This is a genomic window from Streptomyces gamaensis (assembly GCF_042656465.1).
Classification (GTDB): domain Bacteria; phylum Actinomycetota; class Actinomycetes; order Streptomycetales; family Streptomycetaceae; genus Streptomyces; species Streptomyces gamaensis.
Genome location: NZ_JBHSPB010000036.1, coordinates 24,599 through 41,180, shown reverse-complemented (window position 1 = coordinate 41,180; position 16,582 = coordinate 24,599). Strand labels below are relative to the sequence as shown.

Below are 16,582 nucleotides of genomic sequence, written 5' to 3'. Positions count from 1 at the left end.
GGTTCGGGGCGCCTGCGGCGGGCCTTCCCCCTCCCCGCCCCTTCCCTCCCCCAGACTCCGTCCGGGGGTGCCCCCAGGGGCTCCGCCCCAGACCCCGTATCGCGGCTGCGCCGCTCGTCCTCAAACGCCGGACGGGCTGTTATTCGTGGTGCAGACCGCGCACGGGCGCCGCAGTACGCACCCTTCCGTGCGCTGACGATTCCGGTGGCACGTACCGGAACATGGCCCCCGCCCGGTCGCGGGCTGGAACCTGAGGCCATGTCCCGCACTGGGCCGCCCGCCCCGGCAGACCGTGTCAACCCCCACGCCGGTGAAGCCGCCGTGTTCCTCGACCGTTGGGTGCGGCGGACCGGGCTGCTGCCGTCCTTCTCCGCGCAGCAGCGGCTGCGCAGGGCCGGGTGCGTCGAGCTCGCGGCGCGGGCCGTGCCGGATGCCGGGGGTGAGCGGCTGCGGCGGGTCGCGGTCTGGTTCGTGTGGTTCTTCGCCCTCGACGACCGGGACGGACACGGCGGCCCCGGCCCGTTCACGGACCCCTTCGCGGACCCGCAGGCCGAACTGCTGCCCTGTCTGCCCCTGGACGCGGGCCGCACCCCGCCGCCCCGCACCGCCCGGCAGCGGGCCCTGGCCGAGGTCTGGCGGATGACGGCACCCGCGATGTCCCTCGCGTGGCGGCAGCGCTTCGTCGCCGACTTCCGTACGTTCCTGGACCGGAGGTACGGGCCGTACGGGCCGGTGACGGCACCGGTACCGGCGCTCGGGGCGGCCGCGCGCGGGCCGCTGCCCGGGCTCGTCGAGTACGCCGCGCGGTGCGAAGTTCCCGGGAACGTACGGGACTTGCCGTCCTTCCGGGTCGTACAGGCGGCGGCCGGTGACGTGCTCGCCGGCCTCCACGGGCTCCGGGTGCCCGGGGCCCGTACGCCCCGGGCCGCCCCGGACGGGGACGGTCACGCGCACGAGGCCCGGCTGGAGGGCTTCTGCTCCGCGCTCGCGGAGCTCCGACAGGGCGTGGCCGCCGGGGACTTCCCGGTCGAGGACGTCGCCGCCGTCGCCGCCCACGCCGTCGCGCTCGAATCCTGGCTGGCCGGGCACCTCGCGTGGGCCCTGCGCGGCGGGCCGGGGCCCGGGCCCGGGGGTACGGCCCGGGGCCCGGCCCACGGCCGGAGGCTCAGCCTCGTCGAGGACGCCGCTTCCCCCCGTGGCGTCTTCGACGTGCTGCGCCCCCGGCGTCCCGTGCCGCCGCCCGCCCCCTCCACGGGCGGCGGCACGGAGGCATTACAGGGCGGCCGCCCGTAGCTCGCGCGCGCAGCGGGACTTCGCGGCGGACCACGGCGAGGTCGTGCGAGACGAACAGCGGGGACAGGACGAGTTCGTCGCGCGGCGCCGGCGGCTCGCGCCGACAACCCGCGCGGCCTCGACGAACTCCCGCTCGCGCGGGGAGCGTACGGCGGTGCGCAGCATCATCACGCACAGCCCGCGGCAGAAGGCCGCGGACGTGTCGGAAAAACGTGCGGCGCATTGCATACAACGCCGAAGGCCCGGTCGGCGCGGCCGCCGGGGCGACCGGCGCTCGCACCGGCGGCGAAGGCGGCCGAACCCGTACGGTTCCGGCGCGGGGTGTGCCAAGTGGTGCGCAGGGGGCCTGTGGTGGGCGTTCCGGGAGGTGGTTCCGGGTGCACTTCGGCCATTTGCTGTGACGCTCCTGAATCACTCCGACCGCCGCGGGGTCATCGGGCGGGCCTCTTTTCGGCCGGACGGTGAGGGTCTCCCACGCCGACGCGCGGCTCATTAGATCCCAAGATTGAGTACACCGCAAACCATTCTTTTGAAGGCTTGTTTGAAAATCTCTCGTCGATTACAAGGAATCCTCGCTGGTCAACATCCCTGAAACATCAATCCCCACCCTTTCCCCGCAAACCGGACGCGAAGCGGAAGCGACCGCTCGGTCCGAGGCGGTGGAGGAGACCTGACTCACACACAATCCGGCCACGGCGCGGGCAATTACACAGGGTTTTCAACCGTCGACCGAAAGTGTCCGCTGGGGGTGCGTTCTTGCCCAACTTCGGTAAGACTGCCGTCCGTTATCTGGCCACGAACAAGGGAGTGTTCGGAATGCGGTACGTCACTGGGGGGATCGCGCTCGGCGCCACGCTGGCCCTCGGCAGCCTGGTGGGAGCCGGCACCTCGGCCGCGAGCGCCGCGCCCGCGCACGTCGAGAGCCTGTACGCGCCCTCGGCGCTGGTCCTGACGGTCGGCCAGGGCGACGAGCCCAGCGAGTCCGGCGTCCAGCGCGCGGTCACGCTGACCTGTATGCCGAAGGCGGGCGGCACGCACCCCAACGCCGCCGGAGCCTGCGAGCAACTGCGCAAGACCGACGGCGACTTCAAGAAGATCACCGCCATCAAGGACGGCACGATCTGCACCATGGAGTGGGACCCCCGCTTCGTCACCGCCGACGGCGTGTGGCAGGGCAAGCGCATCCACTTCGAGAAGGTCTTCGGCAACAGCTGCGAGCTGAAGGCGGGCAAGGGCACCGTCTTCGAGTTCTGACAGCCTGACAGCCCCCTGACAGCTCCGACAGTTCAGGCGTGAAGCGGCCCCCGGACACCGTGGAGGTGTGTCCGGGGGCCGCCGCTTCGGGGGCCGGCCTGAGGGGCCCTCAGGTTCAGCCGATAGAGACACCGTACGCCGCGAGGGCCGCCCTCACCGGCTGGAAGTAGGTTTTCGACTCGGACAGGGACAGCGGACCGCAGTTGCCCGTGCCGCCCGAGAGCGTCCCCAGCGCGACCGTACCGTCGAAGAACGGGCCGCCGCTGTCGCCGCCCTCGGCGCACGCGTCGGTCTCGACCAGGTGATGGACCGTGCCCTCGGGGTAGTTGGCGGTGGCGTCCGTCGCCGTGACCTTGCCCTGTCGCACATGGGTGGTCGAGCCGCTGCGGGTGACGGGCTGTCCGACGTAGGCGTCACCGGCCGACGTGATGTTCTGGTAACTGCCGTTGTACAGGTCCACCTTGCTCGACTCGTGCTGGACCTGCGGCGAGACGTACTTCACGAGGGCGTAGTCGGTGCCGGGGAACCGCGAATCCTCGGTCCGTCCGATCTCCGGGCCGCCCTGCCGCGCGGACCAGTGCTTCTCGACGTTGCCGCAGTGCCCGGCGGTGAGGAAATAATTCCCTTCCCTCCCCTGGACGTTGAACCCCACCGAACACCGGTAACGGCTGCCGTAGATGGCGTCGCCGCCCGCGAGATACCGGGTGAGCCGGGTGGGCGTTCTCCGGACGACCGCCTTGTCGCCGAGGCGGCGCACGGCCTCCTGGAGCCGGGCCAGTTTCGTGCCGGTGACGGTCGGGTCGGCGCTGACGACGACCTTGTTGAGTCTGGGGTCCGCCACCCAGGTGGTGCCGGGGATCGCGGCACGCGAGTCCAACTCGGCGCGGGCCGCTTCCAGTTCGTCCTTCGAGTGCTTGACGAGCCGGGGCTCGGCGCCCGCCGCGCGGACCCGGGCCGAGGCCGCCGGGTCGGTGATGTCGACGACGAGCCTGCGGGTGTCGGTGTCGTAGTACGAGCCCGCCGACGCCTCTTCCAGCGCTCCCGCGAGCACGGTCGCGAGCCGGCCCGCCGAGGCGGCGGAGAGGGCGCGGGGCGCGGCGGGGGCCGCGCCGGCGGACTGCGGATGGAGGGTCACGGTCGCGAGCGCGAGCGCCGCGGCGGCCAGCGAGGCCCGCAGGCGAATCCGTCGAGGTTTCAACTCGGCACCTCCTGTGGGGGACGGGCCCGGCCGTGGGGTGCCGTGTGGGCCCGGAGGACAGACGCCGGCAGGGACCCGCGGCCCGGCTTTACGCGGGGCGCGTCCATGCCAAGCGGTGCGTCGAGTGTCCCGGCCCTGACGGGGAGTGCACAAGGGCGGCTTCCGGTCGCGCGCATGCCCATGCACGCGCCCCTGCGCCGTGTCGAGTGGCCTACGGGATCAACTGCGGGCATACGTGAGCCCCTTGACGCGACTCGCACGCCAAGGGGCCGTCCTCACGGGCGGGGTGCCGCTACGTCACCCGGGCCCCGCTCTTCCCCCGGGGCGACCCGGCACCGGCCGGACGGCGCGGCGGCTAGGCCGTACCCGGATCCTGTCCCCCGGAGACACCGGAGGCACCGCGCGGCGGCCGGTCCGGGGCCGACTCCTCGTCGAGAGGCACCCGTTGGCTCCGGGAACGGGAACCGCCGGACCCACCGCGCCGGACGCCGCCGGAGGTCTCCCGGCCCTCGGCCCGGTCGAGGGCGCTCAGGGCGGAGTCGTCGAAGGCCGTACCGCCGCTCCCGGCGGCATCCCGTGCCGGGTCCTCCTCGCCGAGGGCGGGCCGCTGCCCGCGCGGCGCCTCCAGTTCGTCCGGTGCCGGGATCTCCCCGCCCAGGGCGGTCCTGTCCGGCGCGGCCGGGACGCTCCGTTCTTCGTCCTCCGGCCCGCCCGGCTCCGGGGACTCCTCGTCGACGGCGATCCGCTGCGGAGCCGGGCCCTCGCCGGCCTCGGTCCGCGCACCGCCCTCCTGCCCGCGCTGCGCCCGCTCCAGGAAGCGCAGCAGTTCCACCGGGAACGGCAGGACCAGCGTGGAGTTCTTCTCGGCGGCGACCGCCACGATGGTCTGCAGCAGCCGCAGGTTGAGGGCGGAGGGCTCCTGCGACATGGTCTTCGCGGCCTCCGCGAGCTTCTTCGACGCCAGCAGCTCCGCGTCCGCGTTGATCACACGGGCCCGGCGCTCCCGCTCCGCCTCGGCCTGCCGGGACATCGAGCGCTTCATCGTCTCCGGCAGCGACACGTCCTTGATCTCGACGCGGTCGATGTGCACGCCCCAGCCGACGGCCGGGCTGTCGAGCATCAGCTCCAGGCCCTGGTTGAGCTTCTCGCGGTTGGAGAGCAGATCGTCCAGATCGCTCTTGCCGATGATCGACCGCAGGGAGGTCTGGGCCATCTGCGAGACCGCGAAGCGGTAGTCCTCGACCGCGATCACGGCCTCGACCGGGTCCACGACCTTGAAGTAGACGACGGCGTCGACGCGCACGGTGACGTTGTCGCGGGTGATGCCCTCCTGGGCGGGCACGGGCATCGTGACGATCTGCATGTTCACCTTGCGCAGCCGGTCCACACCCGGAACGATCATGGTGAAGCCGGGCGCCCGGACCGCGGGCCGCAGCCGGCCCAGCCGCAGCACCACGCCGCGCTCGTACTGCTTGATCACCCGTGCCGCGGCCATCGCGTACACGGCCCCCGCGGACGCGACTCCGACCAGTGCCCCCACCAGTTCCTCGACCATGGCCAGGCCCCTTGGGCTGCTCCGGGGTCCCGGGGGTCACCCCGGGCTGTACTCAGCAGGTGTTATGTCCACGGTATTCCCGTCCGGGAGCGGGGTCGAGTGGTCACGCGGCGCTCCCGGACGGGCTGTGCGGGGGAACGGGCCTCAGCCTCGGCCTCTCGGCCTCTCGGCCTCAGCCGATGGTCACGCCGTACGCGCGCAGGGCCGGGCCGACCGGCTGGAAGAAGGTCGTCCCGCCGGAGCGGCAGTTGCCGCTGCCGCCGGAGGTCAGCCCCAGGGCGGCGGAGCCGGAGAAGAGGGCGCCGCCGCTGTCGCCGGGCTCGGCGCACACGTTCGTCTTGATCAGGCCGCGGACCACCTGGCCGTTGCCGTAGTTGACGGTGGCGTTCAGGCCGGTGACCGTGCCGCCGTGCACCCGGGTCGTGGAGCCGCTGCGCTGCACGGACTGGCCGACGCGCGCGGTGCCGGCGGAGGTGATGCGCTGCGTGCGGCCGTTGTAGAGGTCGACCGCGCTGGGGTGGGCGATCGAGCGGTTGGTGTACTGCACGATGCCGTAGTCGTTGCCGGGGAAGCTGCTCCCGGTGGTGGGGCCGATGCTCGTGCGGTGCCCGGAGTCGGTGTAGTACGGCGGCTTGCCCTGGGTGCAGTGGCCTGCGGTCAGGAAGTAGGAGGTGCTGCCCTTGTGCACGTTGAAGCCGACGGAGCAGCGCCAGCGCGGGGCGTAGATCGCGTCGCCGCCGGCGAGCAGGGGCCTGAGGGTGCCGGGGGTCCGCTCGATACGTATCGCGTCGGCGCCCGCGAGGCGGGTGATCCGAGCGAGGTCGGACTGCGTGACGGTGGAGTCGGCGGTGACGACGACCTTGCCGGTGGCCTCGTCCGTGCTCCACGCGGTGCCCGCGACGTCCGCCGTCTCGACGGCGGCGCTCGCGGCGGTCAGCCGCTGCTCGCCGGCCGCGGCGGAGGTGCCGGCCGCGCTTTCGGCCTGCGCCGTGGTGGCGGTGAGCGCGGAGGCCGCGAGCAGGCCGGTGACCACGGCGATGCGGCGGGTGCGTCTGGCGACGCCGCTACGGTGTTTGATCCTCACGTCGGTTTCCTCCTGGGGGGTGTTGGGGCCCGCCGGGGGCGGCCGGAAAAGGTGCCGTACGGTTCCGCTTTTCGCCATGCCCCTGACAAGCACTTGCCGGGAGTATTCGGGTGCGGGGAGCGCGGCGGCAAGGGCCGGTTTCGGACGTGCGCGGGTACGGGTGAGTACGGGTGCGTACGGTGTGCGGTGTGGTGCGGGTGGGCACGGCGCACCGGCTACCACCCGGAAACCGACCGGTGGCCGGTTTCGCGCCTCGCAACCCCCTGCTACCCAACTCGCTGCGTTTACCGTGTTGTTGGGCTGGACAGGCAGTTGCCGAAGGGAGCACCGTGATCGACGAGGAATGTTTCTGCGTGCTGGGCCCCTTACGGGTCTCGGCCCGCGACCAACCGGTTTCCATTCCCGCCGGCAAGCAACGCGTATTGCTGGCCGCACTGCTGGTCGACGCGAACGAGGTCGTACCCGTCGACGAGTTGGTCGACCGAATATGGGGCGACGCGCTGCCGGCCTGCCCGCGCTGTGCCCTGCACACGCTCGTCACCCGGCTGCGGCGGACCCTCGACGCGAACGGGGCCGGGCTGGCGCGATGTATCCGCACCGCCTCGGGCGGTTACGCGATCGAGGTCGCCCCGCACCGGCTCGACCTCGGACGTTTCACCCAACTCACGCGCCTCGCCCGTTCCGCCTGCGACCGCGGCGATCCTGCCGGGGAGGCCGATCTGCTCACCGAAGCGCTCGCGCTGTGGCGCGGGCAGCCGCTCGCGGACATCGAGTCCGAGTCCCTGCACCGCGAGGTGGCCCCCCTCCTGCGGGAGAGCTGGCTCACCGCGAGCGAGCGCTACCACGACGTGTGCCTGACCCTGGGCCGGCACGACGAGATCGTGGGCGAACTGCGCACACTGACCCACAAGTACCCCTTCCACGAGCACCGTTGGGCCCAGCTGATGCTCGCCCTGTACCGCTGCGGCCGCCGCGGCGAGGCCTTGCAGGCGTACGCGGCCATGCGCCGCTCCTTCCACGAAGAGCTGGGCGTGGAGCCGGGCGAGGAAGCCCGGCTGCTGCACACGGCGATGCTCCGCTCGGACAGGGAGCTCACTACCACGAGGAGCTGGCCGGTTCCATCAGGCGGCGGGCCGGTGAGGCTTCAGGCGCCGTACGAACGGCGGGCATCGTAGGCCGTGGCCGACGTGGGGGGACTTCGCCTACGTACCGGGCCCGCCGACGTAGGCGAAACGTCGTCAATTCACCCGTGAAAGGGTTGTCCACAGGGCCGGCGGCGCCTGGCGCGGTCCGCTCAGTCCACAGCGAGCCGGAAGCTGCTTCCGTTCCGCACTCCCAACGCCGCCGATGCCCTCATCCGCTCCGGTGAGCCGTCCCCCACCGTGAACTCCCCACGCCCCTCCCCCAGCCGGGCGGTCCGCTGGCCCCGGTAGCGGAAGTACACCGCGATCTGGTGCTGTCCGGCCGTGACCGGGATCTCCGTCCTGCCCCATCGCGCCCGCGTCTCGGCCCCGTCAACGTTCACCAGCGGCCTGGTGAAGATCCGGTGGAAGGGCCGGGCCACCCACGAGGGACGCACGTCGACCAGCAGTTTCGTCATCATCAACCCCCTTGACGGCACGCGCGGGTACGTCCGCGAGCCGGCGCCGTGCCCGTACGCAGCGTACGCCCAGCCCCGTCAGCACCAGCACCACCACCCCCGCCAACACCCCCGCCCCGCCCGGAATTTCCGCGATCGTCCGCCGCAGCGTGGCCGCCCCCGCGTAGCCCGCTCCCGCCTCCGCGCACGCCCAGACCGCGGCGGCGGCCACGCTGTAGGGGGCCAGGACGCGGTACGGGAGGCCGGCGGCGCCCGCCGCGTGCGGGGCGAGGGTGCGGGCCAGGGGGACGAAGCGGCACAGCAGGACGGCGGAGCGGCCCCGGCGGCGGACGGCGGCGCAGGCGCGGTCCCAGGCCGGGGCCGGGACGCGGCGGCCCAGGCGGCCGGTGCGCAGGCCGCCGCCGAGGCGGCTGCCGGTGCGGTGGGCCTGGAGGTCGCCGGCGACCGCGCCCGCCGCCGCGCAGGCGATCACGGCGGGCAGGGCCAGCGTGCCCGCCTGCGCGAGGCCGCCCGCGACCAGCAGCAGGGTCAGGGTCGGGACGAACGGGCCGAGCAGGAGGACCGATTCCAGGGCCACGACCCCGGCGATCACCGGGTACGCCGCCGCCGGCGGGAGGTCCGCGAGGAGTCCGGCGGGGAGGATCACCGGCGGAGCCAGGGGCGTTCGGGGGCCCCCGAGGGCGAGGCGGACAGCTGCTCGTCGGCCTGCGCGCCCACCGGCACCGCGCACCGCTCGGGCGCCCGCAGGTGCCGTACGCGCGCGGGCGGCAGGTTGCGCCAGACGACGCGGCTGCCGCCGCCGCTGCCGTAGCGGGCGGAGAACTCGGCGAGGACGGCGCCGACGGCGCGGTGCCGTGCGGACTCGGCCCGGCGGCTCGTCAGATTCCGCAGTCCCTGGGTGCCGAGATAACCGAAATAGGTGAGGTGCCCGCCGGGCACGAGCGCCGTCAGGTACCGCTCCAGCAGGGAACGGACCACCTCGGGCTCGAAGTTGGTGAACGGCAGGCAGGAGACGATGACGTCGTAGCCGTGCTCGGTCAGCGGGAGTTCGGTGATGGACTCGGGGACGACACGGATACGGTCGGCGGCGGCCGCGAGGACCGGGTCGCGGCGCAGCGCCTGCCGCAGCACCCGGACGAAGGCGGGGTTGAACTCCACGGTCTCCAGCCGGTCTCCGGGCCCGAGGCGGGAGGCGATGGCGCGGGTGACGGTGCCGGTGCCGGCGCCCACTTCCAGGACGCGGACGGGGCCGCGGGTGCCGGGGGCGGGCAGGGGGGCGGCGAGCCCTTCGCCGAGCCGGCCGCTGCTGGGCGCGATCGCGCCGGTGGTGCGCATGCTGTGGCGGGCTTCCCGCAGGAACGTCATGACACTGAACTCCCGCCGGGCGGAGGGCGGTACGGCGGTCTCGGACCGGGTTGCGGTGGGCTGGTCATTCGTCATGGTCGCCACGCTAGGGATCTCACGGCGGCCCTCCCTCGGCCTTCCTGCGATGTTGACCCCCGACGAAAGTAGGGGGTGGTGATCGACAACTGTCCCGGGGGCGCACGTTCTTGGCCGCTTACGATGAGCGCGTGAGCGAGACACCAGGGCGGAGTCGGACCGGTCGAGAAGACGTGGCAGCGCGGCGGCCGTGGCGGGCGTGGGCGGAGGCCCTGCTCGTGGGCGTCGTCGTCCTCGGGACGGGGCAGGAGGCGTACGTGGGCGCGGGGGGAACCCTGTTGAGCCCGCGCGTCGCCCTGGCGGTCGCGCTCGGTCTGTCGACGGCCCTGCGGTACCGCTGGCCCGTGCTCGCGGCCGTGCTCGCGACGGCCGGGGCGGTGGCGCTGGGGTCGATGCTGCCGCTGCTGCTCGTGCTGTTCCGGCTGGCGTCCCTGGGCCGGCTCGTGCTGGGGGCGGTGTGCGTGGGGGCCGCGATGGTCGGCAGCGCCCTGGTGCCGGCGCAGCAGGATCTGTGGGCGACGCGCTCGTACGGGCCGCTGCTGGTGCTGCTGCTCGCGCTCGCCCTGGGCCTGTGGTCGGGCAGCCGGCGCCGGCTGGTGGCCTCGCTGGCCGAGCAGGTCGACCATCTGCGGGTGGAGCGTGAACTGCGTGCGGAGGCGGCCCGGTTGGAGGAGCGCACGCGGATCGCCTCCGAGATGCACGACGTGCTCGCGCACCGGTTGACGGTCATCGCCCTGCACACCGGCGCGCTGCAGCGGCGCGGTGCCGCGCTGCCGGAGCCGGTGGCCGACCGGATCGCCCTGCTGCGTACCGCTTCCACCGAGGCCCTCGGCGATCTGCGGGACGTGCTGGGGGCGTTGCGGTCCACGGATGCGCGGGAGGCGGAGGCGTCCCGCGCGCCGGGGCTGCGGGCGCTGTCGTCGCTGCTGGAGGAGGCGCGGGCGGCCGGCCAGGAGATCGAGGCGCGTATCGAGGGCGACGACACGGCCGTGCCGGCCAGTCACCGGCTCGCCGTGCACCGGCTGGTGCAGGAGTCGCTGACCAACGCCCGCAAGCACGCGGCCGGGGCGCCGGTGCGCGTCGAGGTGCGGTACGGGCCGCCGGAGTCGACGGCGAGCGTGCGCAATCCGGCGGGCGAGCGCGACGGGACCGCCGCGCAGGGCTCCGGGTACGGGCTGGTCGGGCTGGCCGAGCGGGTCGGCGCGCTGGGCGGGCGGCTGGAGTACGGGCCGACGGGTTCCGGGGGCTGGGGCGTGACCGCGTCGATCCCCGCGCAGGACAAGCGCGTTCGCGCTGCGGAGGACGAAGAGGACGCGGTGGGCGACAAGGGCACGGAGGGCGCCGCATGATCCGTACGATGCTCGTCGACGACGACCGTCTGGTGCGGCTCGCGCTCGCCGACATCCTCGACGACGCCCCCGGCATCACGGTCGCCGCGCAGGCGTCCGACGGCGCGGAGGCGGTGGAGCGGGCGCGCGCGCAGCACGTGGACGTGGTGCTGATGGACGTGCGGATGCCGCGCGTGGACGGTATCGAGGCGACCCGGCGGCTGCTGGCGCTGCCGCGGCCGCCGAAGGTCGTGGTGCTGACCACCTTCGACCTGGACCAGTACGTGTACGACGCGCTGGCCGCCGGGGCCGTGGGCTTCCTGCTCAAGGACAGCGACCCGGCGGAGATCGTGCGGGCCGTGGAGGTCGTCGCGGACGGCCAGGCGATGCTGCACCCCTCGGCCGCGCGCCGGCTGATCGAGCACTGTCACGCCACGACGCGGCGCCGTACCTCCGCCGCCCGCTCCCGGCTGGACCGGCTCACCCCGCGCGAGAGCGAGGTGCTGGTGCTGCTCGCCGAGGGCGCCTCCAACGCGGAGATCGCCGCCGCGCTGGGCATGCGGGAGAGCACGGTGAAGGCCCATGTCAGCCGGATCCTGGCCGCGTTGGAGGTCGGCAACCGGGTGCAGGCGGCGCTGTACGCCCGCGACGCGGGGCTCACCGGCTGAGCCGCCCTCCCCACAAGCCCCTTTATGCGTAAAGTCGTTGTCCGCAAGTCCGTGAAAGCGCAATGAAAGGGCGATGACAGCACCGTGAAGTCCGGCTGAGAGCGCGGTGCAAGGACCGCTCCCTAGGGTCGTTCCCAGGACATCGGACGGAACGTTGGGGTGGTCCATGAAAAGCGCGAACAACGTGATCTACCCGGGGGTCGACACCATCCGGCGCATTCAGGAACTCGTCGTCCTGTGCGCGCTGCTGCCGCCCGACGGCACGCTGCGGAAGGTGCTGGAAAAGGCGCTCGCCCTGCACGAGGAGCCCTTGCTCGCGCGGATCACCCCGCAGACCGGGCTGCACCCGTTCGAGGCCAAGTCCTGGCTCGAAGCACTGTGGGGCCGGGACGACCTCTCCGCAGCGGAGAGGGAGCTGGTCGACTGGCAGAACGACACCGACTCCATGACCCCGGCCCTGCACGAACTGCAGAACGCCGAGGAACAGATGGGTGTCGTGCTGGCCGCTCAGCTGCTGGACAAGCAGCAGCACCACCTGAGGGCGGCCGGCAGCCGGGACGACCGGCGTTCGGAGTGAGGACCGACTCACCACACTCACCACACCGAGGAGTCATCATGACCGCTTCTGTCCTGCAGCAGGCCGTCGTGGACGCCGAGTTCCGCAGCGCGGTGCTCGCCGACCCGGCCGCGTTCGGCGTCTCCGCCGAGGCCCTGCCCGCGCCGGTGGAGTCCTTCGACCAGGAGTCGCTGGACTACTGGACCGAGGGCTTCGCCGCGGTGGACGCCCTCCAGTGCGGCAGCACCTGCAGCTCCGGCCCGCTGACCATCCTGTGCGACGGCTCCACCAAGAAGTGACGCACTGCCGGGATCACTGACCCCGGATGAACAGCGGTGCGGTGTGCGGCCCGGCCGCACACCGCACCGTCCCGTGAACTCCCCCGCCCGCAGGAGAACTTGCCGTATGGTCACTGCCGCATACCCGCTGGACCTCGCCGCGAGGGCCTGCAATCTGTCCGAGCGCGCCCAGGTGGTGGCCGCGCTGGGCCCCGTACCGGACGGCGCCCCGGCGCCCGACGCCTTCGAGACCTGGAAGACCGGCCGGCTGGCCGAGCGGCTGGCGGACAAGTTCGCCCAGGAGTCCGCCCAGCGTGCGGTACCCCCGCAGCACACCAAGGACACGCTCGTCGCCCTGCTGACCGCCTACCGCCACCACGAACGCGCCCTGACCGGGCCGTCGGGCGCCCCGGAGGCCGCGCGCGAGGTCCTCACCCGGCTGCACGAGGCGTGGCTGCCCACCTACCGGGCGGCCCTCGACGAGCTCGGCGAAGTCCCCCTTGCAGGCGGCGAGTTCTGGCGTGAAACCGACGTTTACCACGGGCGGCTGGCCATCGCGTGCGCCCCGTTCCTGGCCGAGCTCGGCCGTCGGCTGCACCGCGCCCGTACCGCGCTCACCGGCCCCGGCCGCCCCGCCCTCAGTGCCGGTCTCGTGGCGGACTTCCAGCGTCATCTGCTGGAGCGCTTCGAGATGGCGCTGGCCTGGGCCGTGGAGGCCGACGCCAAGGTGTACTGCCGCGCCCGGGGCATCGACGGCGCGACCGCGAGCCGCGAGGAGTATCTCGCCTACCTGGAGGCCACGTTCGGCGGCCGGGCCGCCTGCCACGCCTTCTTCCTGAGGTTCCCGGTGCTCGGCCGCCACCTCGCCCACGTCACGGCCCTGCTGGGCGCCTACGGCGAGGAGGTGCTGCGCCACCTCGCCGACGACGCCGACCTGATGGCGGAGTCCTTCCTGGGACAGCCCGTAGCCGAGTACACCGCCTTCGAGCCGGGCAGCGGCGACTTCCACGCGGGCGCCCGCAGCGTGGCGACCGTACGGGCCCGGCTCGCCGACGGCACGGACGCCGCCTTCTGCTACAAGCCGCGCAGCGTCCGTGCCGAGGCCGGCCTGCAGGAGCTGCTGCGCGCCCTCGCCGAGGAGGGGGTGCTGGACTTCGCCACCCGTCCCGTGCTGCCGATGGGCGGCTACGGTTACGAGGCCCTGATCCCCTCGGGCCGCAACGAGGTGGCCACCCGCGAGCAGGCAGCCGGCGTCTACCGGGAGTTGGGCGGCTACCTCGGCATCTTCTACGTCCTGGGCGGCAGCGACCTGCACCACGAGAACATCCTGGTCGCCGACGGGCACGCCTTCGTGTGCGACGCCGAGACGGCGCTGGGCGTCACTCCCCGGGGGCAGGGCACCGCCGACGGCACGCTCATCGACTCGGTGTTCAAGACCGGGCTGCTGGAGCGGCCGCGCGGCACGTCCATGCCCGACGGGCCGGGCGCGATGAAGATCAGCGGCTATGCCGGCGGCGAGGAGTACGAGGTGCCGATGCCGGTGCCCCGCATCGGCGGCGACCGGCTCGGCTTCGGCGCGTCCGTCGGGCACGTCACCGGCGTGCGCGTCCCGGCCCGGACCGGCAACCGGGTCTTCCTCGACGGCGCACTGGTCCGGCCCGAGGACCACGCGGACGCCGTCACGGACGGCTTCGACCGCGTCTACACCTGGTTCCAGCGGCACCCGGAGCGGGCGGCGCGCCGGGTCGCCGAGGCCTTCGGCGACGCCCCGGTGCGCTTCGTGAACTGGAGCACCCAGATCTACCAGCAGCTCCTGGTCGCCGCCCGGCACCCCAAGTGCCTGGCCGAACCGCTGGAGATCGACCTGCTCGCCAACACGGTACGGACCTTCCCGCGCACCTGGGACCGCGACAACGTGCTCGCCGACCGCGAGGCCCGCTCGCTGTGGCAGCTGGACGTGCCGCTGTTCTCGGCGCCCGCCCGCGGCAGCCGTCTGGTCCACGACCACACCGAGCCCCTGTCCTCGCCCCTCGAACTCGCCCCGCTGGAGCAGGCGTTGCGCCGCATACGGCGGCTGACCGACGCCAACCGCGAACAGCAGCGGCACTACATCGCCGCGAGCCTGGAGACCGGCGGCGTGGCCAGCGAGGCGTTCACCGCCTCGGCGACGGACTACGCGGCCCGGATCGGCGAGCGGCTCCTGGGCGAGCTGCGCGCGGCGGACGCCCCCTCGCCGTGGACCTCCTACGAACTGGTCGACGCGACCGTGACCGCCGTCGACATCGAGGCCGACCTCTATCTGGGCACGGCGGGCATCGCCCTGTTCCTGGCGTACCTGGACGACGCGGTGCCGCGCGAGGGGTTCCGGACGGCCGCCGAACGCGCCGCCGAGCACGCGCTGTCGCACGTACGGCACGACCGGCCCGGGGTCTTCGGCGGCATCGGCGGCGCCGTCTATCTGCTGAACCACCTGCACCACCTGTGGAAGGACGAGCGGTACCTCGACGAGGCGGTGCGGCTGACCGGTGAACTGCCCGCGCTCATCGGCGAGGACCGGCACCTGGACGTCTTCCAGGGGGCCGCCGGGCTCATCCCCGTGCTGCTCTCCCTCGCCGACGTCACCGGCGGGCACGGACTGGACCTCGCGCACCGCTGCGCCGACCACGTCCTGGCGCACGCCGAGGCCGACGGGGACACGCTCAGCTGGCCCCCGTACGCCGCGGGGGACGCCCGCGCCAACCTCACCGGCTTCGCGCACGGCGCGGGCGGCATCGGCTGGGCCCTGATCACGCTCGGGCAGCGCACCGGCCGCCAGGACTGCGTCGACGCCGGGTACAAGGCGTTCGCCTACGAGGCCCGGCACTTCGACGAGGCCGCGCAGGACTGGTACGACCTGCGCACCGGCTCCGGCGGCATCTCCAAGGGCGGCCGGCACTACGCCAACGCCTGGTGCAACGGGGCGGCCGGCATCGGGCTGAGCCGCATCGCGAGCTGGGCCGAGCTCGGCAAGGACGACGAGGCCCTGCTGCGTGAGGCCTACCGGGCGCTGCACACGACCGTCCGCAACTTCCCCCGGCTGGGCAACCACACCCTGTGCCACGGCACGTCCGGCAACGCCGAACTGCTGCTGCGGCTGTCCCTGCTGCGCGACGACCCGACGTTCCGGGTGGAGGCCAACGTCCAAGTGCGCTCGCTGTGGCAGGACTTCGACAATCCCCGCGACGGGGCGGCCGAGGGCAGCGCCAACTTCTTCCCCGGGCTGATGCTGGGCATCTCCGGATTCGGCATGCACTGCCTGCGGCTCGCGGACCCCGGGCGCGTCCCGTCCGTCCTGCTCCTCGACCCTCCCCGGCGCGGACTCTGACCCTCCGCCGCCCGCAACAGCCCGAAGACGTAAGGAGAACCACGGCATGTCCGTCGCAGCGTGCACGGAATTCCTGCGCGAGGTCCACGGCTCGGACGACCTCGGACAGCAGCTCAAGGCGATGACCGGGCTGGAGGAGATCGTCCTGCTCGGCCGCCGCTCCGGCTACTCCTTCAGCGCGAGGGAGCTGATGACGGCGTCCGCCGCGCTCTCCGGATCCCTGGGCGGCAGCGCCCCCGCCCTCTCCCGGCCGGCCGCGGAAACCGCGTTCCACCACTACGAGTACCGCATCGACGAACTGCCGGGCTTCGAGCCCGTGGCGGCGGAGCTGCCCCGGCTGAAGATCCGGCCGGCGACGGCGGACATGGCGCAGTTCCAGGCCGACTTCCGCACCGAGGACCTCGCCTCGACCTCGCTGTCCCCCGCGAGCGCCGAATTCCGCGCCTGGAACGAGCGGACCGGTGCCGAGCCGTGGCGCACCGGCCCCTCCGGGCTGCCCGCCAACCGCGGCTTCCACCTGTTCAACCTCGACGAGCACGTCGACCACGACGGCTACGCGGACTACTTCGCCGCCAAGCGCCGCGTCGTCGCCGCCCTGGAGGACGTCTTCGGCGACGAGGTGCGCTTCTCCGGCTCGCTGTGGTACCCGCCGACGAGCTACCGGCTGTGGCACACCAACGAGGACCACCCCGGCTGGCGCATGTACGTCGTCGACAGCGACCGGCCGTTCGCCGGGCCGCGGGAGACCTCGTTCTTCCGGTACATGAACCCGCGCACCCAGGAGATCGTCACGCTGCACGAGAGCCCGCGCACCGTGCGGTTCTTCAGGATCGAGCAGGATCCCGCGCGGCTGTTCTGGCACTGCATCGTCAACCCCACCGACCGGCACCGCTGGAGCTTCGGCTTCGCCGTGCCCGACCACTGGATGGACCACCTGCCCCCGGCCGGACAGTGACACCCGTCC

The 16,582-nt window shown here is 73.2% G+C and carries 15 protein-coding genes; 9 read left to right on the top strand and 6 right to left on the bottom strand.

Features of this window, described 5'->3' with window-relative positions; translation table 11 throughout:
• Positions 1-258: 258 nt before the first annotated feature.
• Positions 259-1,293, top strand: a complete 1,035-nt coding sequence (locus ACFP1Z_RS32375) for a terpene synthase family protein (RefSeq protein ID WP_390321413.1) — start codon at positions 259-261, stop codon at positions 1,291-1,293.
• A gap of 816 nt (positions 1,294-2,109) precedes the next feature.
• The gene (locus ACFP1Z_RS32370; protein ID WP_390321411.1) at positions 2,110-2,547 is read left to right on the top strand and encodes a subtilase-type protease inhibitor; all 438 of its coding nucleotides are present in this window, start codon (positions 2,110-2,112) and stop codon (positions 2,545-2,547) included.
• Between the two features lie 115 nt (positions 2,548-2,662).
• Here the strand turns inward: ACFP1Z_RS32370 and ACFP1Z_RS32365 are convergent, their stop codons facing one another.
• The 3 genes from ACFP1Z_RS32365 to ACFP1Z_RS32355 form a co-directional block, all read right to left on the bottom strand.
• On the bottom strand, positions 2,663-3,745 hold the full coding sequence (locus ACFP1Z_RS32365; RefSeq protein WP_390321409.1) for a S1 family peptidase: 1,083 nt from the start codon (positions 3,743-3,745) through the stop codon (positions 2,663-2,665).
• Positions 3,746-4,100: 355 nt separating this feature from the next.
• On the bottom strand, positions 4,101-5,300 hold the full coding sequence (locus ACFP1Z_RS32360) for an SPFH domain-containing protein (RefSeq protein ID WP_390321407.1): 1,200 nt from the start codon (positions 5,298-5,300) through the stop codon (positions 4,101-4,103).
• A 172-nt stretch (positions 5,301-5,472) separates the two neighbouring features.
• A complete protein-coding gene (locus ACFP1Z_RS32355; protein ID WP_390321405.1) occupies positions 5,473-6,384 on the bottom strand; it encodes a S1 family peptidase in 912 nt (303 codons plus the stop codon).
• 329 nt (positions 6,385-6,713) lie between these two features.
• On the opposite strand from ACFP1Z_RS32355, the gene ACFP1Z_RS32350 reads away from it, so the two are divergent.
• Positions 6,714-7,559, top strand: a complete 846-nt coding sequence (locus ACFP1Z_RS32350; RefSeq protein ID WP_390321403.1) for an AfsR/SARP family transcriptional regulator — start codon at positions 6,714-6,716, stop codon at positions 7,557-7,559.
• A 119-nt stretch (positions 7,560-7,678) separates the two neighbouring features.
• On the opposite strand, the gene ACFP1Z_RS32345 is transcribed toward ACFP1Z_RS32350, so the two are convergent.
• The 3 genes from ACFP1Z_RS32345 to ACFP1Z_RS32335 are packed head-to-tail and all read right to left on the bottom strand — an operon-like array spanning position 7,679 to position 9,424.
• Positions 7,679-7,909: a hypothetical protein gene (locus tag ACFP1Z_RS32345; RefSeq protein ID WP_390321401.1), complete on the bottom strand. Its 231-nt coding sequence runs from the start codon at positions 7,907-7,909 to the stop codon at positions 7,679-7,681.
• Positions 7,899-8,630 (bottom strand): DedA family protein, encoded by a 732-nt coding sequence (locus ACFP1Z_RS32340; RefSeq protein ID WP_390321399.1) that lies wholly within the window; start codon positions 8,628-8,630, stop codon positions 7,899-7,901. Before ACFP1Z_RS32340 ends, ACFP1Z_RS32345 begins: the two co-directional genes overlap by 11 nt.
• Complete coding sequence (locus ACFP1Z_RS32335) at positions 8,627-9,424, bottom strand: class I SAM-dependent methyltransferase (protein ID WP_390321397.1); 798 nt, start codon at positions 9,422-9,424, stop codon at positions 8,627-8,629. Before ACFP1Z_RS32335 ends, ACFP1Z_RS32340 begins: the two co-directional genes overlap by 4 nt.
• A gap of 173 nt (positions 9,425-9,597) precedes the next feature.
• Here ACFP1Z_RS32335 and ACFP1Z_RS32330 point away from each other — a divergent pair, with 173 nt between their 5' ends.
• From ACFP1Z_RS32330 to ACFP1Z_RS32305, 6 genes are all read left to right on the top strand, one after another.
• Positions 9,598-10,773: a sensor histidine kinase gene (locus ACFP1Z_RS32330; RefSeq protein ID WP_390321395.1), complete on the top strand. Its 1,176-nt coding sequence runs from the start codon at positions 9,598-9,600 to the stop codon at positions 10,771-10,773.
• Positions 10,770-11,420 carry a response regulator transcription factor gene (locus ACFP1Z_RS32325; protein ID WP_390321393.1) on the top strand — a complete coding sequence of 217 codons (651 nt, stop codon included), beginning with the start codon at positions 10,770-10,772 and terminating at the stop codon, positions 11,418-11,420. The genes ACFP1Z_RS32330 and ACFP1Z_RS32325 overlap by 4 nt, the downstream gene beginning before the upstream one ends.
• 166 nt (positions 11,421-11,586) lie before the next feature.
• Positions 11,587-11,997: a DurN family substrate-assisted peptide maturase gene (locus ACFP1Z_RS32320; RefSeq protein ID WP_390321391.1), complete on the top strand. Its 411-nt coding sequence runs from the start codon at positions 11,587-11,589 to the stop codon at positions 11,995-11,997.
• A 38-nt stretch (positions 11,998-12,035) separates the two neighbouring features.
• Positions 12,036-12,275, top strand: a complete 240-nt coding sequence (locus ACFP1Z_RS32315) for a cinnamycin family lantibiotic (protein WP_390321388.1) — start codon at positions 12,036-12,038, stop codon at positions 12,273-12,275.
• Positions 12,276-12,381: 106 nt separating this feature from the next.
• Complete coding sequence (locus ACFP1Z_RS32310) at positions 12,382-15,618, top strand: type 2 lanthipeptide synthetase LanM family protein (RefSeq protein ID WP_390321385.1); 3,237 nt, start codon at positions 12,382-12,384, stop codon at positions 15,616-15,618.
• Between the two features lie 46 nt (positions 15,619-15,664).
• Positions 15,665-16,573, top strand: coding sequence for a Nif11-like leader peptide family natural product precursor (locus tag ACFP1Z_RS32305; protein ID WP_390321382.1), 909 nt, complete (start codon positions 15,665-15,667; stop codon positions 16,571-16,573).
• Positions 16,574-16,582 lie beyond the last annotated feature (9 nt).